Raw genomic sequence first — 26,207 nt, forward strand, 5'->3', positions numbered from 1 at the left:
CAAAGTTGAGTTCTTCTAGTGGGGGTGATTGCTTGATTATGGGTCAAAGTTCTGCTCGGCGCGTTATCGGCGGCTTCTTGCCGTGATCTCCACCCGGTGGTTGCTTGATTTTGGGCCGAAGTTCTGCTCGATGCTCGCGGGCCAGCCAACAGAAGCAGGCGAACAGCAGTGTCCAGAACAACAAGGCCCCAGCCATGCTACCAAATATCATGGCCAGCTCCTGCGCGTCTTCGGCCTCCGCCTCGCACCGCCGGGAGCGGCACTCGCCTCGCGAGTCGATCGCAAACGCCAATGCTGTGGCAGCCGCTATGGCGGACAGCACGGCGAAAACACGCCACATCCAACGCCAGAGGCGCTTCCACGGGTTGGATCTCCCGATAAGCTCGTAGCCATTAGGCACGGCGACGCAATTCATCTTTATACTGTGGTCGTGAAAGTTGCCGTTTCCATTCCCGATCCTGTGTTTGAGGCCGCTGAAGCATTGGCGGCCCGCCGCAAGTGCTCGCGGTCAAGTCTCTACGCGCAGGCACTGGAGAATCTTCTGGCAGCCGCAGACGATCATGATGACGATGTTACTGCCCGTCTTGATGCAGTGTACACCGATGTGCCTTCAAGGCTTGATGATATCTTGAGCAAAGCGCAAGCTCAGGTGTTGGATGAACCCTGGTGATCTGTAGCTCTTGATTTGGCTCAGGCACGATGACTGAACGTGTTGATACGCTTATCAAGGGCTGGTATGTGGTTACCATGAACCAGCACCGTGATGTTATTCGCCGGGGGGCGGTGGCGGTGCGGGGGAATCTGATAGTGGATGTGGGTAAGGCTTCCGATCTGGAGGCTCGGTACCGGGCGGACGAGACGGTGGGGGGTGATCGGTTCGTGATTACGCCGGGGCTGGTCAATACCCACATCCATATCACCGGCGAACCCCTGACCCGGGGTTATGTGCCCGATGACACGCCGTTCGAGGAGAATGTGTTCCAGTGGTTGTGCCCGCTGTACTCGGTTCACACCGCCGAGGAGGAGAAGCTGTCGGCCCAGTTGGCCGCGGTGGAGATGCTCAAGTCGGGCACCACCTGCTTCTTGGAGGCCGGCACTGTGCGGTTCGTCGACGAGGTGATGGACGGCTTGGACGAAGCCGGTATTCGGGGTCGCATCGGCAGGTGGGTTTGGGACCTGCCGCCCGAGCCCAGCGTTTACCGCCAGGACACCGATGAGGCCATTACCAACCTTCGGGACACCGTGGAGCGGTTCCGGGGTGCGGCAGGGGGGCGGTTGGGAGCGTGGTCGATGGTGGTGGGCCACACCACCTGCTCCGATCCTCTGTGGCAGGCGGCCCGGGCGGCGGCCGACGAGTTCGGGGTGGGGCTCAACTTCCACATGTCGCCCGCCCGGCTCGACCCCGATGGCTTCATCGCCGCCTTCGGCCAGCGGCCCATGGTTCATCTCGCCGAGTTGGGGGTGCTGGGCTCCGACACAGCCATCGCCCACTGCGTGCATGTGGACGATCAGGAGATCGGTCTTTTGGCCGGGGCCGGTTCGTCGGTGGTGCATTGCCCGACCACGGCGCTGAAGGTGAGCTATGGCGTTACCCAGATCGGGCGAATACCGGAGATGGTCACCGCGGGGGTGAACGTGAGCCTGGGTACCGACGGCAACAATGCCTCCAACTATTCCGATTTGATGCGGGCCACATATCTGGTGGCCGGGTTGTTCAAGGATGCCCGCATGGATCCCCAGATGTTCCCGGCCGAGAGGGCCTACGAGATGGCCACGCTGGGTGGGGCACGCACCATGTTGATGGACGACCGGATCGGCTCGCTCGAGCCCGGCAAGCTGGCCGATGTGGTGCTGCACGACACCGACCGCCCCGAATGGCGGCCGCTGCTGAACGTCATCAACCAGTTGGTGTGGTCGGCTGATGGGCGGGGGGTTCACACCGTGTTCGTGGACGGGCGCAAGGTGGTGGAGGCCGGTCGCATGACCACCGTGGACGAGAACCACCTCTATGCCCGGTGCCAGCAAGCCGGGGAAGCAGTGGTCGCCCGCTCCGGCCTCCCCGACAAAGCCAAGTTCCCCATCTGGTGATGCTGGCTGCGCCGGCTGCGCTGGCTGCGCCGGTGACTCAGGAGCTCAGCTCGCGCTTCAGAACCTTGCCGGCGGGGTTTCGGGGGAGGGGGTCGGGGCGGATCTCCCAGAGGGTGGGCACCTTGTAGGGGGCCAGCACCTCCGCACACCACTCGGACAATTCGTCGACCCCCACTGTGGTGCCGGCAACGGGCATCACCACGGCTTTGACCTCCTGGCCCATCTCGGGATGGTCAACCCCGAACACCGCCGACTCGCCAACCGATGGGTGGGCATCCAAGCGGTACTCGATCTCGATCGGGTAGATGTTCTCGGCGTTGCGCAAGATCATGTCCCGCGCCCTGGAGTTGATGTACAGGTAGCCATCCTCGTCGAAGCTGCCGATGTCGCCGGTGTTGAGCCACCGGTTCTCGTCAATGGCCTGCGCAGTGGCCTCGGGGTCGCCCCAGTAGCCCAGCATGGTGTAGGGGCTGCGTACCCATATCTCTCCCTCCGATCCGGTGGGCAATAACCGGCCGTCCAAGCCCCGGATCTCCACCTCGAAACCCACGGCAACCCGCCCGCAGGAGGTGGGCCGATCCAGATACTCCGCCCCGCCGATGCCGGCCACCACCGCCACGGTTTCGGAGGACCCGTAGCCCATACCCACCGCGGCGGCGGCGTTGGGGAAGGCCCGGCGCATGAGCTCCTGGGTGGACGGGCTGGCCGGGGCTCCCCCGAAGCCCACGTTGACAACGCTGGCGGTATCGAAATCACCGAAACGGGGATGATTGGCCAGCCGGGCCCCGATGTTGCCCAGAGCGGCAACCGACGTGATCCTTTCGTCCTGGATGAGTTGGAGCACCGCCTCGGGGTCGAAGCGTCCCCGGCGGTAAACGATCTTGCCTCCGGTGACCATGCTTATGAGCGTGGTGCCGTAAAGGCCCGAAACGTGGAACAGGGGTGAGGTGCCCAAAGTGACCGGTTGCGCCGGCGGAGCGGCGTCCGCACCCTGCCGGTTCGGGGAATCCGGCGGGCCGGGGGGATTGGGCGGACCGGCATCCGCACCCTGCGAGCTGGGGGGATCGGGCTGGCTGGGGGGATTGGCGCGCAGCTCTGACATGGCTCGCACCGCCCCGGTCATGAAGGTGGATTGAACGAAGCCGATCAGCCCGCGATGCGTGGCCACCGCTCCCTTGGGTCGGCCGGTGGTGCCGCTGGTGAACAGGATCACGCCCGGGTCGTCCTCGTCCAGCGGTACCGCGATCTCACCGAGGGTCGCTCCCCGGCCGGAAGCCAGAAAATCTTCCCACTCGTGTTCGATCACCACGAGCGGGGTCTTGGCATCGCCGGTTCCGGAACGCTCGAGGCGGGGGTGGTCGGCGATTATCAGTGCCGGCTTGCTCATGGCGGTGGCGTACTCCACCTCGCCGGCAGTCCACCAGCCGTTGTAGGCCGAGACGATAGCGCCGATGCTGGTGGCGGCGAAGAACGAAACCACCCACTCCGGGCAGTTGGCCGCGAAGATGGCCACCCGGTCGCCGTGGCCCATACCCCTGGCCTGCATCGCCGCTGCCGCCGCGCCCACCTGTGCAACAAAATCCCCGAACGTCAGGCGCTGGGTTTCCAGCACCAGAAACTCCCGGTCGGCGTTGGCGGCGGTGTTCGCAACCATCTCTCGCAGCGATCGCATTCTTGAGGTGAAAACAAGCGCGGGCTGGCCCATCACCTCCTCGGTGGCCATCTCGAACAGGCCCCCCGGTCGGGTCAGCTCCTCTATGACTTCGTTGCGAAGGCTTTGAACCCTAATCACTCGGTCGGGGTGGTGATGACTTCGTAACGGCCCCAATCGCTGATGCCGTTCTGGTTTAGGGCTCGGACTCGCACTGCGTAGATGGTGCCGCTACTGGGATCGGTGATTCTATAGGATTTTGTGTTGGTATTTCTTCTTATGTCTTCGCTCCAGGAGCCGGTGCAACTGTCATATGTACCGTTAGTTTTGGTTGTGGCCCTGTTGCAGTATTGGAGGATGTAACCAGTTACTTTGGTATCACCACCGCCCTGGAATGCGGGCTCTTTCCACCAGGCAAAGATATCATCGCCATCTAGTCTCAGTTTCAGCTTGAGGGGTTCGCTGGGTCTGAGGACGAAGGTAGTTGTTCTACTGGTCTCGCCGCTTTTGCCCATGGCATTTTCAGCCTCAATGTAGAATGTGTAGGTTTGCCCGGTTTCTAGGTCGTCCTCGTTCAGGGTGATAGTGGGTTCCGTGACCACACTAACGAGAGTCCGGCTGCCGCCCACGACGGATCGGTGCACCCAGTAACTCGTGATGGGGGAACCGTTGTCATTGGCTTCCCAACTGACGGTTAGGGTTCCCTTATCATTTTCGTAGCCCGCGACAAATCTGATATCGGTAACGGTGGGGCGGGTTGCCGGGGTGGCTTCTCCCAACTCAACCGGAACGCTGTTGCCCACCCTGTTGGTGGCCTTGACCTGTACCGAGTACGCAACAGCGTTGTTGAGGCCGCTGATGGTCATCGAGGTGCTGGATGTGGTCCTGTAGTCAGCATAGTCGGTGCTTCGGCAGCTTCCGGTTGTCTGGGTGGTGGCGCTTTTGCATTGCACGGTGTATCTGAGGATGGGGGCCCCACCGGTGCCGAAGGCGGGCCATCTCACCGTGATGGAACGGTCACCGCTGGTAAGAGTCCAGCCCGAACCGGGAGCGATGGGAACAGTGGCAGCATTGGTAGTGGCGAATGCGATATCGCTCCAGCTACCACCACCAGCGGCGTTGACGGCCTGGACCCGAACCCCGTACAAGGTACCGGCATTGAGACCGGTGATCTTGTGGCTGGTGGTATCTTTATCGGTCGTGGTGCTGCTACCGCTGGTGGTAACGGTGACCCACGAGCCGCTGCATGATTTCACGTTGTTGTTGGTTCTTGCCGTGCAGCGCTGGACGTTGTAGCCGGTGATGGCCGATTCTCCGGTGTGAGCGGGAGCAGACCAGTTGGCGGTGATCTGGCCGGCTCCTGGAGTTAGGGACGGTTTGGCGGGTTTGCCAGGTCCGGAGGGCAGGAGGGTACTTACTACATGGCTCCATCCGCTGGTGCCTTTGGCGTTGGTGGCCCTGACCCGCACCTCGTAAGTGGTGCCGCGCCTGAGGTTGAGCAGGTCCTTAGTGCGGGCCGAGCCCACATGGGCAAGACTCCAGGAACCGCCGCGGGGCCGGTATTCCAGAGTGTAACTGGTGATGCGGGAACCGTTGCGTTTGGCTCCGGACCATTTGGCAACAAGGGTGGAACCAACGCTGGGGCTCTCGGTGAGGGTGAGCGTGGTTGGGGCGCTGGGCAGAGCTGCCGGGGTGATGTTTTCTATAGTGCTCCAACCGCCGTGGCCCTTGCTGTTGTGGGCCTTGACCCGCACCGAGTACTTCTGGCCGTTGTTGAGGTTGCTGATGGTGATAGAAGTGCCGGAGGTGGTCGTGTGGTCAGTCCAGGGATTATTTCGGCAGTTTCCGGTTGTCTGTGTGCCGCCGGGGCTTCGGCAGCCCACGGTGTAGCGGGTGATGGGGGCTCCTCCGGTGTTGGGGGTGTTCCATTGCATCCTGATAAAGCCGTTACCGGTGGTAGCGGTAAAGTCCGTGGGAGAGGCGGGAGCAGTTATGACAGCGGTTCTGTCAGTGACGACATTGCTCCAGTCGCTGCTCCCGGCGGCGTTGACGGCCTGAACCCGCACGCTGTAGTCAGTCTCACCGCTAAGGCCGGCCATCCTGTAAGTGTTGGTTTGTCCATCGACGGGCGAGATTTCGATGGAACGCCACGAACTGCTGCATGACCACGCGCCACCGCTGCTCCTTCTGGCGGTGCATATCTGGGCGTTGTAACCGGTTGGGGCCGATGTCCCGACGCTGGTGGATGGGGTGAAACTGATGGTGAGCTTGGCTGATGCCGTATTGGTAATTCGTAATTGGGAGGGTTTGCTGGGTGGGGTGGGGGTGGTGGCAGAAGTGGACCTGCTCCAAGCGCTGCTGCCGACGGCGTTGGAAGCCTGGATCCTCACGTTGTAGGTGGAGCTGGTTCTCAAACCGGTTAGGGTTGTGGATGTGGCCGGCGGGTTACCGGAGACAGTCCTGGTGCTCCAGGATGTGCAGCCACCGGTGCAGTAATCAACGGTGTAGGAGGTAACGGGCAGGCCCCCGGAGGCGGGCGCAGACCACGAAACCGCTATACTGCGCCCGCTGGTTACGGCCCGGAGGTTGGTGGGGCTGCTGGGCCTGTCCGATACGGCGGTGTTGACGGTGCTCCAGGGGCTGTTACCCACGCTGTTGGTGGCTCTTACCCGTATCTCATAGGTCTTTCCGTTGTTCAGGGTGGTGATTGTGGTGGATGTTCCGGTAACGATGGTATGGGGAGCCCAGGAATTGTTGTTGCAGTTGCCGGTGGTGGTCCCCCGGTCGGCCAGCCGGCACTGAACGGTGTAGGCGGTGATGGGGGCACCGTTGTCGGCGGGAGCGGTCCACCGTAGTTGGATTTGACGGCTGCTGATGGTGGGGGTCAAACCCGAGGGAGCGTTGGGGGCCTTGGCTATGGTCCTGCCGAGGGTGGTGGCGCTCCAGTTGCCGTCACCGTAGGTATTGGAAGCTCGAATCCTCACTCCGTAGGGGGCACCGTTGGCGAGCTCGGTGATGGTATGGCTCGTGGTGGCCGTGGTGCCGGAGTCAACCCATGGGCCTGCACAGGCACTACCGGATACGGTGCAGTATTGGATGGTGTAGGCGGTGATGGGGGCACCGTTGTCGGGGGCGGCGGTCCAGGTGATGGTGATTTGCTGGTTGCCGGAGGAGATGACGATGTTGGTGGGGGCACCCGGCGCGGCGGATGCGGTGGCGATGGCTGTGGCCCAGGGGCCGTTGCCTTGGCTGTTGGTGGCTCTGAGGCAAACCCGGTAGGGGATGCCGTTGGTCAGGCTGGTGATGGTGAGAGCGTTTTCCGTGGTGGTTTGTTGGGTCCAGGTGTTGTCGAGGGTGGTGGGGCAGGCGGTGGTGTTGGGTTTGCGGGCCACGGTGTAGGCGGTGATGGGGGCACCGTTGTCGGGGGCGGCGGCCCAGGTGATGGTGGCTTGCTGGTTGCCGGGGGTGGTGACGATGTTGGTGGGGGCACCGGGAGCGGCCGATGGGGTGGCGATGGCTGTGGCCCAGGGGCCGTTGCCTTGGCTGTTGGTGGCTCTGAGGCAGAGGCGTTGGATGGTGCCGTTGGTGAGGCCGGTGATGGTGAGGGTGGTTGCGGTGGTGGTTTGTTGGGTCCAGGTGTTGTCGAGGGTGGTGGGGCAGGCGGTGGTGTTGGGTTTGCGGGCCACGGTGTAGGCGGTGATGGGGGCGCCGTTGCTGGCGGCGATGGCCCAGGTGATGGTGATTTGCTGGTTGCCGGGGGTGGTGACGATGTTGGTGGGGGCACCGGGCGCGGCGGCCGGGGGCGGCGGCGGTGCGGAGCAGACATCGTTGTTCAGATCGCGGGGTTTGTCGGCGAACCTCCTACCCTCCAGGTCGGCGCAGGCCGATACCAGGTTGCTCTTGAGGTCCTCGGCGTACTTTCTGGCCAGATTCTCCATGGCCAACTGGCGGGCTACCGCCTCCCGCCGGGTGTAGGGCAGCGAGCAGATGTCGGCCACCCCGTCGCGGTTGCTGTCCAGGGGGAACATCTGCGGCCCGCCCTGGCGCAAACTGAAGTTCGCACAGAACTCGGGACCGTTGACCACCGGCCCGGAGAAGAACCGCTGCGAGTTCGCCGGTGGCCTCGGGAGCGGGGCTATAACCCCGGTGGCACAAGCATCGGCGGCCAGGGCTTGCGGGGTGTCGTCGCCGAATCCCCGACCTTGCAATGACGCGCACGCCGAGGCCAGCGCGGCGGCGAACTCCCGCGCCGGCAGGTTCTCGATCAGCTTTCTCATGGCGAACTGGCGGGCTATCGCCTCTCGCTGGGTGTAGGGCAGCGAGCAGATGTCGGCCACCCCATCACCGGTGCTGTCGAAGGGGAACATCCGGGGCCCGCCCAGGCTGTAGTTGATGCAGAACTCCGTGCTCAAGCCATCGGAACCGTTCGACTGGGCGGCACCTCCGGGGGCGGTGGCCACCAGCAGCCCGGTTGCCCCCAGAGCCACGGCCAGAAGCAAGCCCGTGATGCGGCGAACCCCCATGATGCAACGGAAGTTGTGGAAAGTGGAGCCGTCCGCGAAACGCATGCCCACAACTATACCCGCAGCCAACCTTTAGTGGGTGTCGCCCCTCTGCCCACCCTTCAACCAAGCAGCAACACCGCCGGGAAGCAACACCGCCAAGCAGCAACACCGCCGGATACCGGCCTATCCTGGCTGGGCTATGGATCCCGAACTCGCCGACGAGCTGGTTGGTGCGATCAGAACCTGGGTGGACAGGGAGGTGATCCCTCAAGCCTCCGCCTACGAGCACGCCGACGAGTTCCCCGAGGCAATGTTCGCCCAGATGTGCCGGTTCGGCCTGTTCGGGGCCACCATCGACCCGGCCCATGGCGGGCTGGGCCTGGACATAACCACCTACGCTCGCATCATCGAGGAGCTGTCCCGGGGGTGGATGTCGCTGGCCGGCATCCTCAACACCCACAAGATCGCCGCCACCATGATCGGTCGTTACGGCACCGATGAGCAGCGGGCGGGCTTTCTGCCCCGCATGTGTGATGGGTCGATGCGGTCGGCGTTCTCGCTGTCGGAGCCCGACGCCGGCAGCGATACCCGCAACATCCGCTGCCGGGCGGTGCCCGACGGCGACGAGTGGGTTATCAACGGCACCAAGATGTGGGTCACCAACGGCATGCGGGCCCAGATGGTCATGCTCATGGCCCGCACTCCCGACGACCGCATCACCTGCTTCATCGTGGAGAAGGAGCCGGGGCCGGGTGGCGACGGGCTCAGCGTGGCCCGCTCCATCCCCAAGCTGGGCTACAGGGGGGTGGAGACGGTGGAGATGACCTACACCGACTTCCGGGTGCCCGATGCCAACGTGCTCGGGGGGCCCGAGGGCGTGGGTCACGGTTTGCGCTATGCCTTGTCGGCGCTGGAGTTGGGTCGGATCAACATAGCCGCCCGGTCGGTGGGAGTGGCCCAGGCGGCGTTGGATGCGGCCATGAAGTATGCCCGGGAGCGGGAGACTTTCGGGCGGCCCATTTACGACCACCAGGCCATCGGGTTCAAGCTGGCCGAGATGGCCACCAAGCTCCACGCCGCCCGGTTGATGACCTACGATGCCGCCCGCCGCTACGACTCCGGCGAGCGCATGGATATGGAGGCAGGCATGGCCAAACTTTTCGCCTCCGAGGTTGCCTTCGAGATCGCCTCCGACGCGCTGCGCATCCATGGGGGCAACGGCTACACCCAGGAGTACCCGGTGGAGCGTTACTTCAGGGACACGCCCCTAATGATTATCGGAGAGGGAACCAGCGAGATCCAAAAGATGGTGATCGCTCGCCACCTCCGTGAGCGCTATTCCTGATGGGGGTCTTGTCCTGATGCAGGATGTGGGGTTGCGGTGAGCGAGCAGTTGTTGGACGGGGAGCAATCGGGGGTCGAGCAGTTGTTGGACGGGGAGCAATCGGGGGGTGAGCAGTTGGCGACCGGGGAGCAATCGGGGAGCAAGTGGCCGAAGCGTTTGTTTTGGCTGGTTGCGGTGGGGTTGCTGGTGGGGTGGGGTCTCACTTGGGGTTTGGATTCTCCGTTGCGACCGGTGCTGGCCCAGCGGGAGGGCATTCGCAATGCGGTTGCCCACGTCAGCGGCACGGCCTGCGGCACGTTCATCGAGGGAACCGGGTTCATGGTTGAGCCCGGTCTGGTGATCACCAACGCCCATGTGGTGGCCGGCATCGACCGCATTGAGGTGGGTGCGCCCGGCCGTGGCCCGGTGATCGCCACGCTGGCGGGGTTCGACCCCGGCCGGGACATCGCCGCGCTGTCGGTGCCGGATCTGGGGGCATCCCCGGTTGCGCTGTCCTCGAAGGGCGCGGTGGCCACCGAGATCGGTGATGTCGCCACGGTTGACTCCGATGGCAAGTTGGTGTTCGTGCCCTTCGAGGTGACCGCCCGGAGGCTGGATGTGGGCCGCGACTTCTACGGGCAGCAGACACAAGGCCGCGACGTGCTGGAGATCAGCTCGACATTGGCGGCGGGCGACTCCGGGGCGGCTCTGGTCAACATCTCGGGCGAGGTGGTGGGTATGGCGTTCGGCATCCATCGGGGCCGGCAGAACCCGGGGTACGCCCTGGATGGTGGCGAGATCGCCGATTTCTTGGCGGAGACCGATCGAACCCCCATCCCCACCCCGCCCTGCCGCACGCTGTAGCCGCCCGGTTCGGGGTGGGTAGGCCCGGAGTGGGATCCCCCGTTCAATGCCGCACGCTGTAGCCGCCCGGTTCGGGCGCTGGTATTGGTTCAGGCGCTAGTCTCGGTTGATGCCCATGGACTTGGACGAGCTTTTGTCCCCTTCGCACACCGCCGTGGTCACCATGGAGTGCCAGCGGGGGGTGATTGGCGACATGGCGGCGATGAACGATTTGCGGGATGTGATGCTGGATCGGGGGGCCCTGGATGCCGGGGCCCGGCTGTGCTCCGGAGCCCGGCGGGTGGGGGTGCCGGTGGTGCATTGCCTGGCCCATTTCCGGGCTGACCGGGCGGGCAGCGCCGCCAACTGCCGGATGCTGGCGGCGACGGCCAGGATGAGCGAGCAGGCGGGGGGGTTGCTGATGGGCTCGGAATCGGCCCAGGTTGTCCCCGAGTTCGACCCCCAACCCTCCGACATAGAGATAGCCCGCTGGCACGGCATGTCCCCGTTCATGGGCACCTCGCTCGACCAGACCCTGCGCAACCTGGGGGTGACCACGGTTATCGCCGTCGGGGTGTCGTTGAACGTGGGGGTCATGGGGCTGGTGATCAATGCGGTGGACCTGGGCTATCAGGTGGTGCTGGCCGGAGACGCGGTGGCCGGCATCCCCGCCGACTACGGAGACGCGGTTATGGACAACACCATGGCGTTTCTCACTACCATGCTCACCGTGGACGACATTGTGGCTCGATGGGCATGACGATTTTGAACATCCGTTTGAACTTGAACATCCGTTTGAACATCCGTCCCAAGGGTCAAACGATTAGGAGGCTCAACCATGGCTGACACTTCACCCGTTCCCGACTACGCCGGGCTGATGCGGCTCGACGGCAAGGGTTTCATTGTGCTCGGTGCCGGTCAGGGCATGGGACGGCAGTCCTCGCACGCCCTGGCCCAGATGGGGGCCAAGGTTTTTTGTGTGGACCTCGAGCCCGAGCGGGCCGAGCAGGTGGCCGAGGAGGTGGGGGGCATCGCCTGGACTGCCGACATCACCAAGCGGGCCGATGTGCAGGCATTGGTTGACGAGGCCGGCCGGGCGATGGGATCCATCGACGGGATCGTGGACATCGTGGGCATTTCGGGGTGGAGCGGGGTGCTGGAGATCGACGATGCCGAGTGGGACTGGCAGTTCGACATGGTGTTGCGCCACGCCTACCTCATCTCCCAGATCGCCGGGCGGGCCATGAAGGAGACCGGCGGGGGCACGATGGTGTTCATAGCCTCGGTGAGCGGCCTTACCGCCGCCCCCAATCACGCCCACTACGGGGCGGCCAAGGCCGGGCTGATGTCGTGGATGCAATCGGTGGCCATCGAGTTGGCCCCCTACGGTATTCGGGCCAACTGTGTGGCCCCGGGCACGATTCTGACCCCTCGCATGGAAGCCCTGTTCGACGAGGAACGGGCCGCGGCCAATGCGGCCACCGTGCCGCTGGGTCACATGGGGGTACCCTCGGACATTGCCGGGGCGGTGCTGTTCCTTTCGGCTCCCATCTCCGGTTTCGTGTCGGGCCGGACCCTGGTGGTGGACGGGGGAGTGGATGCCAACTTCCCCTACCATCCCATGTAGCTACACTTGATGCCCATGGGGGAGATGGCCAGTAACCCGCAGAGTGGGGTGCCGCAGGGTGGGGCACCCCAGAGTGGGAAACCGCGGAGCCGGATAGTTGTCGGGGTTGAGGGATCGGGCGGGGCCCGGGCTGCGCTCCGCTGGGCCATCAAGGAGGCTCGTTATCGTAATGCCTGCATTGATGTGGTGACGGCCTATTCCACTACTTATGTTCCGGCCTCGCCGGATTTCAACTATGTGCCGTTGGATCCCATCGATCTGGAGGTTGAGGTCAAGCGGATGCAGGACAGCGTTGTCGATGAGGTTTTGGCCGAGGTGGATGCCGAGGGGGTGGAGATCAAACGCCGGGTGGTGCGGGGTCGGGCGGCCGACACCCTGGTTGCCGAATCATCCAATGCGGCCATGCTGGTGGTGGGCTCCCGGGGTCGAGGCGGATTCAGGGGCCTGCTCCTCGGATCGGTCAGCCAGCAAATCACCCATCAGGGAAGCTGCCCGGTGGTGATCGTCCGCCCCGATTTGCCCACCTAGGGAAGCTGCCCGGTGGTGATCGTCCGCCCCGATTTGCCCACCTAAGCATCGTTTTTCCCGGCCCGCGGCGGTCCACCACCGATTTGATGCTGTCCAGTGCCCGTTGCTTGAACTCCTGTACCGACACCACGTTGCCGGCCAGGAGACTACTTCTTCTGCTTCAGCAGTTTCACAATTTTATTCGATCCCTTTATTTCCGTTGCTTAAAAATTGTGGATCTGGTATTGTCTCGGGTATGCCTTCTCAAAGCGCTGCCGCCCGTGACTGGATACTGGGATTGCCCCCAGGCAGATGGTTCACTCTTGACGACATCCCAGTCAAACCCGAGATCGCTCGTCCCGTGCTGTCCAGGCTCAAGAATGATGAGAGGCATGGCATCTGGAGAGTGGCACCCAGACTTTACTGGAGAGGCTTCCCGGAAGAGCACGAATACTACAAATGTGGGCCTAACATCAACGTAGGAGCGCTGATACATGGAGGGCCGGGAGCGGGACTGAAAGAGTGGAGTGCTTTGAACGCTCTGGGGTGGACGCTGCAATGCTCACCCATGTACAGGGTCGTTGTGGTAGGCCGAACACCTTCGCCCATCCACAAATCTGTGGTCTATTCGTCAAACAGTAATGAGCGGCGTGCCAACCTGACATGGGCCGAAGTCACCGTGCTGGAAGCTCTTGATTATTTCATCTACACCGAGGAGCCTTGGGATGAATGCGTGGAACGGCTGGTATGCGGCGAGTCGGCTGCCAGGCTGCCTGGATGGGGCAACCAGATTCTTGTGCGAGGGGAAGCGTTGCAATGGGCACTGGAAACCGAGAAAAAACAAACCGCTGAAAAAAGCTGGAAGGTTGATGACCTCGCTTACGCTTTAGAGAATTCCGAATCAAAAAAGGTTGCCTAATGCCTAGATGCGGTTCGAGGAACACCTACGACGGTCAACCATGTCGAAACCCAAAAGAGAGCTGCCCGCACAACCACGGAACAGGCAAACCGCGAGCGCTGCCTCCCCCCACATCTCAGGTTGACCTGGAGAAGCGAGAACAAGCAGAAGCTTCAAAGTTAAGCAATTGGGGAGTAGTTGCTGAGGCATCGGGGTTGGCTGCCTCTCCTGCAGAGTTTGAAGCGCTTATGGACAAAGTTCGCTCAGAGATCAGTATAGAGGAGGTCAACTTAGCCCGTGATTATTGGCTGACTTCTTGTCTCTACAGCCTGTTTCGCACAGCCGGTAGGGATGCCATTATCTACAGTGGGCAAGGGAAGACTCGGAAAGAGTCGGCAGTTGTGGCCTTCGCTGGAGGCACATCGTTGGTTTCCGCCTGGGACATAACTAGGAGGTATTCCGAGGACTTGGATTTGATGGCGCTAATGTTTTACCCACAAGCCTCGCAAAGTTCTCGCACCAAAGCGTTGAGCATTGTCACAAAATATGTGGCTACTGGTGTGACCAACCCTGAGGACAGCACCGTGATACATATGGGCGATGTCGGTCACAGGATTACCTATTTCGGGCTGGGCAATAATCCGAAATTCTTGAAAATGGAAACATCGGTTGAGGACTGCGCTCCGACGCTTTACGATACCAGTGAGATTATCTCAATAATGGGCCGGTTTGCTTCGGCGGAGCAGTTGAAGTCGTACCCAGAACTTGGCGGTTTTGAGTTGCCTACCATCACACCAGAGTACACGGCAGCCAACAAGTTCGATGCTTTGCACCGGCGCGCCGAAACCAACAACCTAAGAGGCATCATCGGTCGGGGACGCGACCTTTACGATTTGGCGATGATAGCCCTTTCGGATCGTGCCTATAAGGTTCGCGAGGCTATCCCCGAACTGGCAGAGCAAGCATCCCGAACAACGGGGAACCGCATCACAGTTCCCCGCCCACGCCAAGGCTACAGCGCCAGTATCTTGTTCCGCACCGGCTCTGAATCTCAAGAAGCCTTACGGCATGGTTATGCCGCTGCGACGCGCCTGGTTTGGGAAGCTCCTCCACCGTTCGAGGAAGCCTTGGAGTTGGCTGCCAGCCTGGACTTCCCGTACTGACCGGAAGTAGGAGTCCAATCACCAGACAGCAACTCGTCTAGTTGAGTTCGGCTTATCTTGGCTTTGCGGGCAAACTTCTTTGGGGTGATTGACACACGAGTAGAAATGGTGCTGCCCAAACACAGTGCGGTCAGAATCGCTGCCGAACCCCCTCCGTCTTGCCGTTTAGGGCCTGCGCTGAACTATCGTCGGGGCACGGTTCGGTGGGTGGGTTGGCGAATTCAGGGGCCTGCTCCTCGGATCGGTCAGCCAGCAAATCACCCATCAGGGAAGCTGCCCGGTGGTTATAGTTCGCCCCGATTTGCCGACCTAGGGTAGGTGTAACCCTTATGGAGGGTTGTTGACAGTACTTTCAGATGTAAGCCCCTTTATTTTTGACTGCAATGCCCTGAATGGCCTTGCGGTTTCCCGCACCTGGTTTTAGCCTGAGGATTTCTTATTTTCCATATTTACTATTATGCAGACATGAGTGACAGTTTCTCTGTGGCACGTTTCTCCAGGTCAGCAGTAGTTTGGCTAGTCACGTATATAAGTCCCATCTTCTTTGACAATAGCTTCCTTCAATGCATTCAACACTTTTTCGTCTTTTTTTCTATCAGTATGAAGTTTACTGATGTACACGATTTTAGGATCAGCTATCCAGATTTCATGTTTTGTGTCTTTGGCCAGCCGTGCATTTTTGGCTAACATTTTGAAACCACTGATGATGCCTGCGGTTGGCATCACATCAATCAGGCCACTTTCAGTATGAAATCTCCAATAATCTTTGCTGTCTAGCATCTCTGCTGTTAGGCGTTCTGGTTCGGGTTTTGGTATTTTGCGAATCGTTCTACGAACTTCTAGACTATTTAGGGCGGCAGCTAGCTTTTTATAATTTTCCTTATCCTTCATTACTATGAAATCAATATCCTCGGTTCGATATTGAATTTCAGGATAGGCACAGTCAATTGCCCAACCGCCGATTACAATGAAATCAACTTCATATTCTGCTAGTCGTTCAGCAATGTTTATCAGCTTGAAGTGGATGTGATCCTTCTCGTCATTCATCCAATATCCGCCTCACTGGATATGGTTTTTATGAGACAATGTTTGCTTTTTCTTTTTGCTGCATTTTCCAGAGGTAATGAAGTTCATCGTCATGATATTCATACGGCTCTAAGCGGTAATGAAGTGCGATACCATTTCTGGCGAGCATTTTTTCAAACTGGACGGAAGTAGGAGTCCAATCACCAGACAGCAACTCGTCTAGTTGAGTTTGGCTTATCTTGGCTTTGCGGGCAAACTTCTTTGGGGTGATTGACACACGAGTAGAAATGGTGCTGCCCAAACACAGTGCGGTCAGAATCGCTGCCGAACCCCCTCCGTCTTGCCGTTTAGGGCCTGCGCTGAACTGTCGTCGGGTGACCCCTGGTTGCGGAGGTGAGCGTTGGATGATTGTTTCACCGTCTACTCTGAGGTCTACTTCTCGGTAGTGTTGAATTTTTGTGGCGATCACTCCGGGGGCATGTCGGATGTGACATTTTTCATCCGCAGGGTAAGGATGTATCCGCATTTCTAAGCCAATTGCGTTGAGCGTCAATTCAAGTTCATCAAGGGTGGGGTGCACTGTGCCGTCGAGCACACCTTCGATCCATTTGACTGTCCGTTCCGAGGCTTGAGCGGCTTCCGCTGGGGTGACTTGTTCGATCCATAGGCCGTCGCGCAGCATTCTCGCGGCTTCGGTGAGGCACGGTTCGGTGGGTGGGTTGGCGAATTCAGGGTCGGGGTCGATCATGTTTGTGGCCCAGCGGAAATGCTCTGCTGGAGTCATTTCGATGAAATTGAATTTGCCCACGTGTTTAGCGTACCAGAGTGGTGCGACAGTTGCGGGCAGCGTGGGGAGAACAGCAGGTCAGAGCACACACAACCAATTACGCGGCAACCCTCTGCTGATGCTTGTTCTGCTCAACCCCGCCCACATATGTCTCATCAGCACACAGCATCAGCCACCTCCTATGCCGCCCCCGATTTGCCTACTTAGGTATCGTTTTTTTGGCTGCGGCGGGGCGGTCCACTACTGATTTGATGCTTTGCAGGGCTCGTTGCTTGAACTCTTGTACCGATGCCACGTTGCCGGCCAGGGCTTGGTATTCCGACATGGTGCCTATGGCGTTGCGGGTACCCATGGCCTCCATGCCTCGGTGCACGCTGCGCTTGTTGATTTGCTGAAGGTCGGATGGTACCCGGGCCACCCTTTGGGCCATGTCCAGCACCTTCTGCTCGAGCTCGGCTTCGGGGTAGGCCCGGTTGGCGAACCCCATGGCTGCGGCCTCGGTGCCGGAGTAGGAGTCGCCGGTGAGCATCATCTCCATGGCGTTGCGGAACCCCACCAGCCAGGGGTGGTAGTTGAAGTCGGGCGGGCTCAGCACCCGCACCACCGGGTGGCCGATCTCGGCGTTGTCGGCCACATAGACCAGATCGCAGGCGGCGGCCAGCTCTGAGCCGCCTGCCAGGGCGTAGCCGTGGATCTGGGCGATGACAGGTTTGGCCAGTTCCCAGATGGAGAGCCAGCTACCGGTCACATGGCGGGACCACTGACCGTCCCCGCCTGCGGTGTAGTGGGGGGGATCGTCCATCAGGGGTTCGGACAGGTCGTAACCCGACGAGAAACACGGTCCTGCTCCCTTGATTATCGATACCCGTACATCGTCGTCCCGGTCGGCCTCCTGAAGGGCGGCCAGCAGCTCTTTTCGCATGGGAGTGCTGATGGCGTTGCGCTTCTCGGGCCGGTTCAGGGTGATGCGCCTGACATAGGGGGCCGGATCATCCAAAAGGATCAGTTTGAACGACATGGGTTGACCTTACAACGACCGGTGCCCCGGACCCGAAGGCCCGGGGCACCGAGTGTTCCGATCAGGAAACGGTGTTACTGGGTGCGCAGCCGCCTGCTGAGACCCAGCACCATGGCACCGGCGAGCAGTACCGCAAGGGCAATGATGACCAGCAACGGAGTGTTGACCCCAGTGGCGGCCATTTCGCCTTCGCCCATGCCCTCGGTGTTGTCCATGCCCTCGGTGTCGTCATCGTCGCCGACTTCGTCGTCCATGCCCACGCCTTCGCCATGGTCATCTTTGTCGCCGTCCATGTCGCCCATGTCTTTGTCGTCGCCGCCGTCATCGTCGTGGGTGTCCTCCATGTCGCCGTCGCCGCCCATGTCGCCATCGCCGCCCATGTCGCCGTCGCCGCCCATGTCGCCGTCGCCGCCCATGTCGCCGTCGCCGCCCATGTCGCCATCGCCGCCCATGTCGCCATCGCCGCCCATGTCGCCATCGCCGCCCATGTCGCCATCGCCGCCCATGTCGCCATCGCCGCCCATGTCGCCATCGCCGCCCATGTCGCCATCGCCGCCCATGTCGCCATCGCCGCCCATGTCGCCATCGCCGCCCATGTCGCCATCGCCGCCCATGTCGCCATCGCCGCCCATGTCGCCGTCATCATCGGTGCCGTCATCATCGGTGCCGTCATCATCGGTGCCGTCATCATCGGTGCCGTCATCATCGGTGCCGTCATCATCGGTGCCGTCATCGTCGGTGCCGTCATCGTCGGTGCCGTCATCGTCGGTGCCGTCATCGTCGGTGCCGTCATCGTCGGTGCCGTCATCGTCGGTGCCGTCATCGTCGGTGCCGTCATCATCGGTGCCGTCATCGTCGGTGCCGTCGCCTTCATCTTCGTCCGGCATGCCTACGGTGATGGGAACTGCGAAAACCTGGGTTTGGGCGATGTCGCCAGCGCTGATGACTAGTCCTTCGGCTGGCACATTCAATGTCATCTGGACTGAGAAGCCACCGTTTAGCGGTTGTACCATCTGCACCGTTCCTATGTGTGCCATGCAGCTCGCTTGCGTAACATCGGTTACGTCACCGCTTGCGGGCATATCACACTGAATCACATTCACTGTAGGAAGGGTCCAGCCCGTGCCGGTCACCGTGAAGGTTTGCATGCCGGCTTCCTCGACCGACATCGGGTCAACAGTGAGCGTGTGCCCATCCTGAGCGGAGGCCGTACTCACCCCGGCCCAGGCGACCAGCGCCAGAATCATCCCGATGAACAGCGACTTGGACTTGATCATGATGTCACTCCTTGGGCCGCGTAGGTACCCAACCGACCCCTGTTGGTATTGGTGAGGAAACTATAGCGCGCACTCTGGGGCTTGTCGTCAAATCTGTAGCAAAACATTTTTGATCCCGGGCCGGAAAACGACCGGTGCCCCGGACCCGAGGGCCCGGGGCACCGAGTGTTCCGATCAGGAAGCGGTGTTACAGGGTGCGCAGGCGGCGGCTGAGGCCGAGCACCATCACACCGGCGAGCGCCATGCCCATGCCGATGACCACCAGCAGCGATGTGTTCAAGCCGGTGTTGGCCAGCTCATCGCCCATCCTGTCCTCGTTCATGTCGCCGGTGCCATCGGGCATGCCTACGGTGATGATTACTGCATCAGCCTTGCAACTTTGGCGATCTGCTACGCAAGCGGCTTCACCGGCGCTTATCACGATCCCTCCTTCTGGTACATTCACACTGACATCAACAGTGAAGGAACCACCCGGGAATGGGACATTGAGTGCTGCCATGCCTACGTACTTCGTGCAGTTTGGAGTAGTTATGTCTTCTACGTCACCGCTGGCTGGCACATCACAGGGAATCACATTAACGTCAGTCGCGACTTCCCAGCCCGTACCGGTCACCGTGAAGGTGTGTTCACCAGCGGCATCAACTGATGTGGGGGTCACGGTGATGGACGGCCCGCTCGGCTGGTCCCCATCCTGAGCGGAGGCCGTACTCACCCCGGCCCAGGCGACCAGCGCCAGAATCATCCCGATGAACAGCGACTTGGACTTGATCATGATGTCACTCCTTGGGCCGCGTAGGTACCCAGCCGACCCCTGTTGGTATTGACTGTAGCACGCACTTTGGGGCTTGTCGTCGATTCGGTAGCAAAACATTTTTGATCCCTGGCCAGGAAACGACCGGTGCCCCGGACCCGAGGGCCCGGGGCACCGAGTGTTCCGATCAGGAAGCGGTGTTACAGGGCGCGCAAGCGGCGGCTGAGGCCGAGCACCATCACACCGGCGAGCGCCATGCCCATGCCGATGACCACCAGCAGCGATGTGTTCAAGCCGGTGTTGGCCAGCTCATCGCCCATCATGCCAATGTTCACCGAAGCGCTGGCAGCTTCACCGTCTTGCACTAACTGGAAGAGCAAGAAGGTCACGCCGTCCTCGCCGACTTCAACGCCTTCCACCGTGGTGGTGAAGGTTCCATCAGCCCCTATGCTAACGGTGTCGCCGATACCTCCGCAGTACTGGGTTAGCTCAGCTATACCGAGGAGCAGGGATGCATCGCCGGTGCTGCACGTCGCCAGGTTCGCACTGGGGATAGTGAAACCCGAGGCGCTGAGCGTGAAGTCGTAGGTGCCGGGCTCCGCGACCATCGAGGGATCGACGGTCATCGTCTGCTCATGCCCATCGGCCACCGCAGAGCTGGCCCCCGCCCAAGCCACGATGGCCAAAACGGCTGCAATCAACAAGAACTTGGTCTTGGTCATTTCAATACTCCTTGGGCCGTTTCGCCGGTCGGCCAGCCCCTATTCGAGTGATAGCGCCGCCACTGTAGCCCTATTGCTCGTCGTTGTCACATATTTGTGGGTACAAAGATTGGTGGGGCGAACATCCTGAGTGGCGGGTGGCTAGGGTGCCCCCGTGGAGTCGATCGGTAATTTCCGATGGTTGATCCGGCCGCCGGGCAGGGCCTGCGGGATTTGCTGCTGGAGGACGAAGGAGCGTGAGCATGTTCGATCTATCCGGGCGGGTGGCGCTGGTTACCGGCGCGGGGCAAGGGGTTGGGGCGGGGATTGCCGCCCGGCTGGCGGAGCGGGGGGCGGCGGTGGCGGTCAATGATCGTCACGCCGAGCGGGCCGAGAGCACCGTTGCCGCCGTGCGGGCCGCCGGTGGTACCGCGCTGGCGGTGCCCTTCGACGTGGCCGACCGGGAGGCGGTGACCGAGGCAGTGGCGGCGACCACCTCCGGGTTGGGACCGGTGGACGTTCTGGTCAACAACGCCGGTATCCCCGAATCTATGATGCCGACCCAGTTCGTGGACATGGATCCCGAGCAGTGGTCGCCGTACCTGGACGTGAACCTGCACGGTGTTCTGAACTGCTGCCACGTGGTTGTTCCCAAAATGTGCGAGCGGGGGTTCGGGCGGGTCATCACCATTTCTTCCGGCGCCGGCGTGGTTGGCCTGAACATCGGGGTGTCGCTTTACGCCGCGGGCAAGGGCGGGGCGCTGGGGTTCATGCGCCACCTGGCTTTGGAAACGGCTCGCCGGGGGGTGACGGCCAACTCGCTGGCGCTCGGGCTCATGGGGATGCGTGAGCCCACCGAGGTGACCGATTCGATGGCTCGCCAGGTGCCGGTGGGCCGGTTGGGGCGGCCTGACGACGTTGGCTACATCTGCGTTTACCTGGCCTCCGACGAGGCCTCCTGGATGACCGGCCAGACCATCCATATAAACGGTGGCGCGGTTACGACTTGAGTTCTAGCCAGGTTTGAGCGCGGTTACGACTTGAGGTTCGGTTTGGCGCTTGAAGTTCGCCCGGGCCGAGCAGAATTTGAGCCCGGTTTTAGCTCAGGCTCAGGTTGGGACCGGCAGTGACTTGAGCTCGCCGATGCGGTGAACGGGGGCGAGGGTGTCCTGGAGGTAGTCCGGGCCCTCCAGGGTGTCGACGAACCAGCCGGTGGGGCACATGGTGAGGATCTCCACGAGGCTGAAACCGGTGCCGGCCATCTGGGACTCGAAAGCCCGGGTGATGTAGCGCTTGGTTCGGGCCACGTTGCCGGCGTTGTTGACCGCGCCCCGGGCTACGTAGGCCACCCCGTCCAGGGCGGCGACCAGGTTCGACAATAGGATGGGATGGCCGTGCCGGTGGGGGTCGCGCCCCTCGATTGAGGTCTTGGTGCGCTGGCCCGGGGTGGTGGTTGCTGTCATCTGCCCCCCGGTCTCGCCGAACACCCCGTTGTTCAACAGGAGGCAGGTGATGTTTTCGCCCCGGGCCGCGGCGTGCAGCACCTCTTGAAGTCCCTCGTTGACCATGTCGCCGTCGCCCTGGACGGTGATCACGAACCCTTCGGGCAGCATTCGTTTTATGCCGGTGGCCACCGATGGGGCTCGCCCGTGCAGGGCCTGCACCACCTCCACATCCAGGTTGTGGGCGAAGGCGGTGTAGCAGCCGATGCCGAAAACGGTGATGGTTCGTTCGGTCAGCCCGAGTTCGGCGACCGCCTCGACCGCGGCCCGCATGGCTATGGGCTCCCCGCAGCCGGGGCAGAGATGGTGGTTGGCCTGGGTGATGAGTTCGGGGGTGAAGTCGTCCACCAGCGTGGCGGGCTCGGCGGGGGGCTCGCCGGTGGAAATGAAAACTCGGCCTGTGTTCATGGTTTCCTCAGTACTCATGGCATTGCCTGCGGTGTTCATGGCATCGCCTCCAGTGTTCATGGCATCGCCTCCAGTGCTCATGGCATTGCCTTTAGGATGCGTTCGGAGATGTCGGGCACGTTTATGTCGGGTCCGATCCCGAAACCGGAGTGATCCCAACTCGGGCCCCCTATGAACTCCACCGGCACCGCTCCCATGGTGGCCAGGCGGATGTCGTCAACCATCTGACCCATGTTCTGCTCGTACACCGCCAATTTGGCCGAACCGGAGGTCGCTTCGAGGACCGCTTTCGACGGGAACGGCCACAGCGTGATGGGGCGGACGTAGCCCACCGGGTATCCGGCGTCGCGCAGCCGCAGGCAGGCGTAGCGCACGAACTTGCCCACCGAGCCGTAGGCGGCCACCACCAGCTCGGCATCATCGCAGTGCCCGCATTCGATGAGCGGTTCTACACCGGTGGCCATGGCCCGTATGTGGGCGGCAACGGCTGCGTAGTGGGCACCCAGGTCGAATCCCTCCTCGTCATCGGCCCCGCTGCCCAGGGGGGAGATTATCCTGGCCGCTCCCGAACCCCCGGAGGAGCCGTTCAGCGCCCAGCCACCGATCTCGGGGGCCTTGATGCCGGTTGCAGGCACGGCCACCGCCTGATGAGTGTGGGCCAGGTAGTAGTCGCCCAGCACCATCACCGGGGTACGCCACTGCCCGGCCAGAGCGAACGCCAGCCCGGTCAGCGCCACCGCCTCGGGTACGTCCATCGGCGCCAGCACGATGTGGCGGTAGTCGCCGTGGCCCCCGCCGCGGGTGGCCTGGTAGTAATCACCCTGGCCCCGGGCCATGTTGAACACCACCAGCGGCAGCCGGGCATTGGTGATCTCCGACAACGATTCCTGCATCAGCGACAACCCCTGGCCGGTGGATCCGGTGGCCGCCGGATGCCCGGTGGTGGCCGCCCCCCAGGCCATGCCCACCGCCTCCAGCTCGCTCTCGGCGTTCATGCACACGCCATCGACCTCGGGCAGCAGGCGGGCCATGTGCTCGAGCAACCCGGTGAACGGGGTCATGGGGTATCCAGCGAAGAACCGGCAGCCGGCACCCACCGCGGCCCGAGCCATGGCCTCCGATCCCTCCATCAGCACCCGCTCAGACATTTTGTTCCAGTTCCATTGGGTCCAGTTCTGTTTGTTCCAGTTCCATTGGGGTGGCGTACTTGTACACCTGGAACACGAAGTCGGGGCAGATCTGGGCGCAGGCCCGGCAACCGGTGCAGCCGGCCAGCAATCGGGGATAGCGGTAGCCCCTGTTGTTGACCTGGTGGTCGGTCATCACCAGCACCCGGGGCGGGCAGGCGTCGATGCACAGGTCGCAGCCCTTGCAGGCCTCGACATCGATGACCACCGTTCCCCGAACCGTGACCGTGTTCATGGTGCCGTTGTGCATAATGTCAATGTCGTCGTTCATGGGGTTATCGCTCATAATGTCGTCGTTCATGGGGCCATCTCCCAGCCGGTGGTCAGCGCGACTTCGTTGGCCTCGATCAGGCGGCTGCGGTAGGGAGGCACCGAGCGGCGCATACCTTCCATGAGGCCGTTGAGGCTCACCAGCCCGGATGCGTGTCCGTACACCCCGCACATGACCATTGCCGCCAGGAGCGGGTTGCCCAGATCGGTGGCCACCCCGGTTACCGGCACCTCGACCACCTGGTAACGATCCCGGTCCAGGTCGCCCTCGAACACCGATGAGTTGACCAGCACCAGGCCATGGTCGCGGATGCGCTCCCGCAACGGGGTCCAGTACTGGTGGTGCATCAAGATGGCCGACCAGGTGGCCGATAGCACCGGGGGTGCTTCTATGGGCCGGTCGCTGATCACCACCGTGCTATCGGTGTTACCGCCCCGCATCATCCCGCCGAAGCTGCCGAACACCAGCACCTCCCGGCCCTCAACCGTGGCCGCCTGGGCGATGACCCGGGCGGCCAGTTGCACCCCCTGACCCCCGATACCGGTGAGCATCAGCTCCCTTTCCGACTCCTGGAACTTCTCCCCGATACCGGTGAGCATCAGCTCCCTTTCCGACTCCTGGAACTTCACTGTCCGGTGAGGGTTTGGTCCACGTCTCGCACCTTCAGGAGCTGCTTTCCCTGGTTGGCCCCGCTGAACAGCCGCAGGAACGTGGCCGGGATGTTGTCGAAGCCTTGCTGGATGTCGGTTCTGAAGGCGATCTCCCCGCCGGCCACCCACTGGCCCAGATCCCGGGTGGCCTCCGGTACCCGATCCATGTGGTCGAACATGACGAACCCCTGGAGGGTCAGGCGCTTCTCGATGATCTCGAACATGTTGGCCGGCCCCGGCCGGCGCAAGCCCTGGTTGTAGGTGGAGATGGCCCCGCACACCGCGAGGCGCCCGCCCTGGTTCATGTGACCCATGATCGTTTCCAGCAGGTCGCCGCCCACGTTGTCGAAGTACACGTCAACCCCGTCGGGGCACAGTTCGGCCAGCCGGCCGGCCACGTTCTCGTTCTTGTAGTCGATGGCCGCATCCAGGCGAGCTTCCTCGAGCAGCCACCGGCACTTGTCGCCCCCACCGGCTATGCCCACCGACCGGCATCCCTTGATGCGGGCGATCTGGGCGGCCACCGACCCGGTGGCTCCGGCCGCGCCCGAAGTGAGCACGGTATCGCCGGGCTGGGGGCGACCGATGTCGAGCAGGCCGATGTAGGCGGTCAGGCCGGTACCTCCCATCGGGCCCAGCATCACCGGGATGGGTGTATCCGGGGGCACCAGCCGGGCCTGCTCCCCCACCACCTGGTAGTCCTGCCAGCTCATCATCCCGCTGACCAGGTCGCCCTCGTTCAGCGCCGGGGTGTTGGACACCACCACCTGCGACACCCCGGGGCCCAGCATGGGGGTGCCCAGCGGCACGGGGGGCATGTAGGTGATGAAGTCCTCCATCCAGGTGCGCATGGCCGGCTCGAAGCTGAGGTAGCACAACCGGCCCAGGGCCTGGCCGTCACCGGGTTCGGGGATCGTGGTTTCCCGGTACTCGAAGTTGTCCACGCTGGCCGGCCCGTCGGGTCGTACCGCGTAGATCCACTGGCGGTTCATCCCGCCAAGCTAGCCGGGTGGGCTCTATTTTTCTTGTCCAGTTAATATATTCAAGGTTTTGAGGCACCTATTCAGAGCGTCCACTTTTTGCCTCAACGCACGAGTCTGTGCCGATTCACCATAACGGTGTTCATACCTCTTGATACCGGAAGGCAAAATTTGCATTATCGCGTTATGGTATCTTTCAATATCTTCAACTACTTCTATTGCCGATAACCCCATTTGAGTCCAAGAGGCAATGTATGTGCCAGCTTGCCGCCAATTTGCGACATTTTCCCATTCTCTTTCGGTCAATAAGTCCAGCAATGTATTTGAATCTGTGTAAGACAGTAACCGCATCAATTCTGCTGCTGAATGAGTTCTGGGTACGCTATGTTCTTCTAAAGCTACCAGCAACTTCAGAGACTTTTCAACACATTCTGCTGTCAGTGCAGCCACATTCCGTAGCCGTATTATTCGCTCACCATCCAACTGAACTTGGCGAATATCTTCATCCTCTTCCAACATCGCTTCCAGCTCACTTTCGGTGATTGGCATGGAGTTGCGTAGGTTGCTGATAGTTGTTTTGCAGTCATCCAACCATTTCTCTATTTCTTCTTTATTGTTCATCGGTAATCCTATTGTTGATTTATGAATACATTTGTAGGGAGTGGTCTGTTGGGCTAGAACAATACAGTCATTAAATATGCTGTGTTCAAAACTCAAGGTGACCTCCGTTGACCTCAGCTTCCACTCCGGCCAGTCCGTTACCCACACATCTACGCCTCGACCGGCCATCTCCCTGGCGATCGAACTAAGATCGATTTGAAGCTTGCAGCGCTGGGAGTAGTCCATGTCAGGGTAGATGGCTACCAGGTCGATGTCGCTGTCAGGAGTGGCCTCGCCCCGTGCGACTGATCCGAACACAGCCACCTCGGCCACACCATGCTCGGCTACGAACACATCCGCTATCTGCCGGGCAACGTCCAGGGCGGAAGTGGCTTTTGTAGCTACCACAAGCGTGCTCCCCGTCACGTCTCGTATCCTATCGA

General features: G+C 61.7%; 25 protein-coding genes. 11 read left to right on the top strand and 14 right to left on the bottom strand.

What is annotated here, in order from left to right; genetic code table 11:
* Positions 1 to 28: 28 nt before the first annotated feature.
* Both ACOGXC_RS02445 and ACOGXC_RS02450 read left to right on the top strand, forming a co-directional pair.
* Positions 29 to 670, top strand: a complete 642-nt coding sequence (locus ACOGXC_RS02445; RefSeq protein WP_419919139.1) for a hypothetical protein — start codon at positions 29 to 31, stop codon at positions 668 to 670.
* 29 nt (positions 671 to 699) lie between these two features.
* Entirely contained in the window at positions 700 to 2,088 is a 1,389-nt protein-coding gene (locus tag ACOGXC_RS02450; RefSeq protein ID WP_419919140.1) for an amidohydrolase family protein, read from the top strand.
* Between the two features lie 37 nt (positions 2,089 to 2,125).
* Here the strand turns inward: ACOGXC_RS02450 and ACOGXC_RS02455 are convergent, their stop codons facing one another.
* A complete protein-coding gene (locus ACOGXC_RS02455) occupies positions 2,126 to 3,880 on the bottom strand; it encodes an AMP-binding protein (protein ID WP_419919141.1) in 1,755 nt (584 codons plus the stop codon).
* Positions 3,877 to 8,307, bottom strand: coding sequence for a fibronectin type III domain-containing protein (locus ACOGXC_RS02460; RefSeq protein WP_419919142.1), 4,431 nt, complete (start codon positions 8,305 to 8,307; stop codon positions 3,877 to 3,879). Before ACOGXC_RS02460 ends, ACOGXC_RS02455 begins: the two co-directional genes overlap by 4 nt.
* Before the next feature lie 136 nt (positions 8,308 to 8,443).
* Between ACOGXC_RS02460 and ACOGXC_RS02465 the strand changes: the two genes are divergently transcribed.
* The 8 genes from ACOGXC_RS02465 to ACOGXC_RS02500 all read left to right on the top strand — a co-directional run bounded on the left by ACOGXC_RS02465 (position 8,444) and on the right by ACOGXC_RS02500 (position 14,919).
* Positions 8,444 to 9,589: an acyl-CoA dehydrogenase family protein gene (locus ACOGXC_RS02465; protein WP_419919143.1), complete on the top strand. Its 1,146-nt coding sequence runs from the start codon at positions 8,444 to 8,446 to the stop codon at positions 9,587 to 9,589.
* 36 nt (positions 9,590 to 9,625) lie between these two features.
* A complete protein-coding gene (locus tag ACOGXC_RS02470; RefSeq protein WP_419919144.1) occupies positions 9,626 to 10,432 on the top strand; it encodes a trypsin-like peptidase domain-containing protein in 807 nt (268 codons plus the stop codon).
* A 109-nt stretch (positions 10,433 to 10,541) separates the two neighbouring features.
* The gene (locus tag ACOGXC_RS02475) at positions 10,542 to 11,171 is read left to right on the top strand and encodes a cysteine hydrolase (RefSeq protein WP_419919145.1); all 630 of its coding nucleotides are present in this window, start codon (positions 10,542 to 10,544) and stop codon (positions 11,169 to 11,171) included.
* Between the two features lie 78 nt (positions 11,172 to 11,249).
* Positions 11,250 to 12,038 (top strand): SDR family NAD(P)-dependent oxidoreductase, encoded by a 789-nt coding sequence (locus ACOGXC_RS02480; RefSeq protein WP_419919146.1) that lies wholly within the window; start codon positions 11,250 to 11,252, stop codon positions 12,036 to 12,038.
* A 9-nt stretch (positions 12,039 to 12,047) separates the two neighbouring features.
* Positions 12,048 to 12,566 (top strand): universal stress protein, encoded by a 519-nt coding sequence (locus ACOGXC_RS02485; protein ID WP_419919147.1) that lies wholly within the window; start codon positions 12,048 to 12,050, stop codon positions 12,564 to 12,566.
* A 547-nt stretch (positions 12,567 to 13,113) separates the two neighbouring features.
* A complete protein-coding gene (locus ACOGXC_RS02490; RefSeq protein ID WP_419919148.1) occupies positions 13,114 to 13,464 on the top strand; it encodes a hypothetical protein in 351 nt (116 codons plus the stop codon).
* Between the two features lie 227 nt (positions 13,465 to 13,691).
* A complete protein-coding gene (locus ACOGXC_RS02495) occupies positions 13,692 to 14,606 on the top strand; it encodes a nucleotidyl transferase AbiEii/AbiGii toxin family protein (RefSeq protein ID WP_419919995.1) in 915 nt (304 codons plus the stop codon).
* Positions 14,607 to 14,790: 184 nt separating this feature from the next.
* Positions 14,791 to 14,919, top strand: coding sequence for a universal stress protein (locus ACOGXC_RS02500; RefSeq protein ID WP_419919996.1), 129 nt, complete (start codon positions 14,791 to 14,793; stop codon positions 14,917 to 14,919).
* Between the two features lie 203 nt (positions 14,920 to 15,122).
* Here the strand turns inward: ACOGXC_RS02500 and ACOGXC_RS02505 are convergent, their stop codons facing one another.
* The 6 genes from ACOGXC_RS02505 to ACOGXC_RS02530 all read right to left on the bottom strand — a co-directional run bounded on the left by ACOGXC_RS02505 (position 15,123) and on the right by ACOGXC_RS02530 (position 20,187).
* Positions 15,123 to 15,653 (bottom strand): nucleotidyltransferase domain-containing protein, encoded by a 531-nt coding sequence (locus ACOGXC_RS02505; RefSeq protein WP_419919149.1) that lies wholly within the window; start codon positions 15,651 to 15,653, stop codon positions 15,123 to 15,125.
* A 28-nt stretch (positions 15,654 to 15,681) separates the two neighbouring features.
* Positions 15,682 to 16,440 carry a hypothetical protein gene (locus tag ACOGXC_RS02510; RefSeq protein WP_419919150.1) on the bottom strand — a complete coding sequence of 253 codons (759 nt, stop codon included), beginning with the start codon at positions 16,438 to 16,440 and terminating at the stop codon, positions 15,682 to 15,684.
* A gap of 178 nt (positions 16,441 to 16,618) precedes the next feature.
* Entirely contained in the window at positions 16,619 to 17,437 is an 819-nt protein-coding gene (locus ACOGXC_RS02515) for an enoyl-CoA hydratase/isomerase family protein (RefSeq protein ID WP_419919151.1), read from the bottom strand.
* Between the two features lie 74 nt (positions 17,438 to 17,511).
* Positions 17,512 to 18,714: a hypothetical protein gene (locus ACOGXC_RS02520; protein WP_419919152.1), complete on the bottom strand. Its 1,203-nt coding sequence runs from the start codon at positions 18,712 to 18,714 to the stop codon at positions 17,512 to 17,514.
* Positions 18,715 to 18,901: 187 nt separating this feature from the next.
* The gene (locus ACOGXC_RS02525) at positions 18,902 to 19,486 is read right to left on the bottom strand and encodes a hypothetical protein (RefSeq protein ID WP_419919153.1); all 585 of its coding nucleotides are present in this window, start codon (positions 19,484 to 19,486) and stop codon (positions 18,902 to 18,904) included.
* 179 nt (positions 19,487 to 19,665) lie between these two features.
* On the bottom strand, positions 19,666 to 20,187 hold the full coding sequence (locus ACOGXC_RS02530) for a hypothetical protein (protein WP_419919154.1): 522 nt from the start codon (positions 20,185 to 20,187) through the stop codon (positions 19,666 to 19,668).
* 242 nt (positions 20,188 to 20,429) lie between these two features.
* On the opposite strand from ACOGXC_RS02530, the gene ACOGXC_RS02535 reads away from it, so the two are divergent.
* The gene (locus ACOGXC_RS02535) at positions 20,430 to 21,176 is read left to right on the top strand and encodes an SDR family NAD(P)-dependent oxidoreductase (RefSeq protein WP_419919997.1); all 747 of its coding nucleotides are present in this window, start codon (positions 20,430 to 20,432) and stop codon (positions 21,174 to 21,176) included.
* A gap of 99 nt (positions 21,177 to 21,275) precedes the next feature.
* On the opposite strand, the gene ACOGXC_RS02540 is transcribed toward ACOGXC_RS02535, so the two are convergent.
* From ACOGXC_RS02540 to ACOGXC_RS02565, 6 genes are read right to left on the bottom strand one after another with little or no spacing between them, the layout of a single operon-like run.
* Entirely contained in the window at positions 21,276 to 22,157 is an 882-nt protein-coding gene (locus ACOGXC_RS02540; protein WP_419919155.1) for a thiamine pyrophosphate-dependent enzyme, read from the bottom strand.
* On the bottom strand, positions 22,154 to 23,224 hold the full coding sequence (locus ACOGXC_RS02545) for a hypothetical protein (protein ID WP_419919156.1): 1,071 nt from the start codon (positions 23,222 to 23,224) through the stop codon (positions 22,154 to 22,156). Before ACOGXC_RS02545 ends, ACOGXC_RS02540 begins: the two co-directional genes overlap by 4 nt.
* Positions 23,217 to 23,564 carry a 4Fe-4S dicluster domain-containing protein gene (locus tag ACOGXC_RS02550; RefSeq protein WP_419919157.1) on the bottom strand — a complete coding sequence of 116 codons (348 nt, stop codon included), beginning with the start codon at positions 23,562 to 23,564 and terminating at the stop codon, positions 23,217 to 23,219. Before ACOGXC_RS02550 ends, ACOGXC_RS02545 begins: the two co-directional genes overlap by 8 nt.
* Positions 23,561 to 24,163 (bottom strand): 2-oxoacid:acceptor oxidoreductase family protein, encoded by a 603-nt coding sequence (locus tag ACOGXC_RS02555; protein WP_419919158.1) that lies wholly within the window; start codon positions 24,161 to 24,163, stop codon positions 23,561 to 23,563. The genes ACOGXC_RS02550 and ACOGXC_RS02555 overlap by 4 nt, the downstream gene beginning before the upstream one ends.
* On the bottom strand, positions 24,160 to 25,176 hold the full coding sequence (locus ACOGXC_RS02560) for an NADP-dependent oxidoreductase (protein WP_419919159.1): 1,017 nt from the start codon (positions 25,174 to 25,176) through the stop codon (positions 24,160 to 24,162). The genes ACOGXC_RS02555 and ACOGXC_RS02560 overlap by 4 nt, the downstream gene beginning before the upstream one ends.
* Before the next feature lie 24 nt (positions 25,177 to 25,200).
* Positions 25,201 to 26,190: a nucleotidyltransferase family protein gene (locus ACOGXC_RS02565; RefSeq protein WP_419919160.1), complete on the bottom strand. Its 990-nt coding sequence runs from the start codon at positions 26,188 to 26,190 to the stop codon at positions 25,201 to 25,203.
* Positions 26,191 to 26,207 lie beyond the last annotated feature (17 nt).

The organism is Candidatus Poriferisocius sp., assembly GCF_965202595.1.
Lineage (GTDB): Bacteria > Actinomycetota > Acidimicrobiia > Acidimicrobiales > Bin134 > Poriferisocius.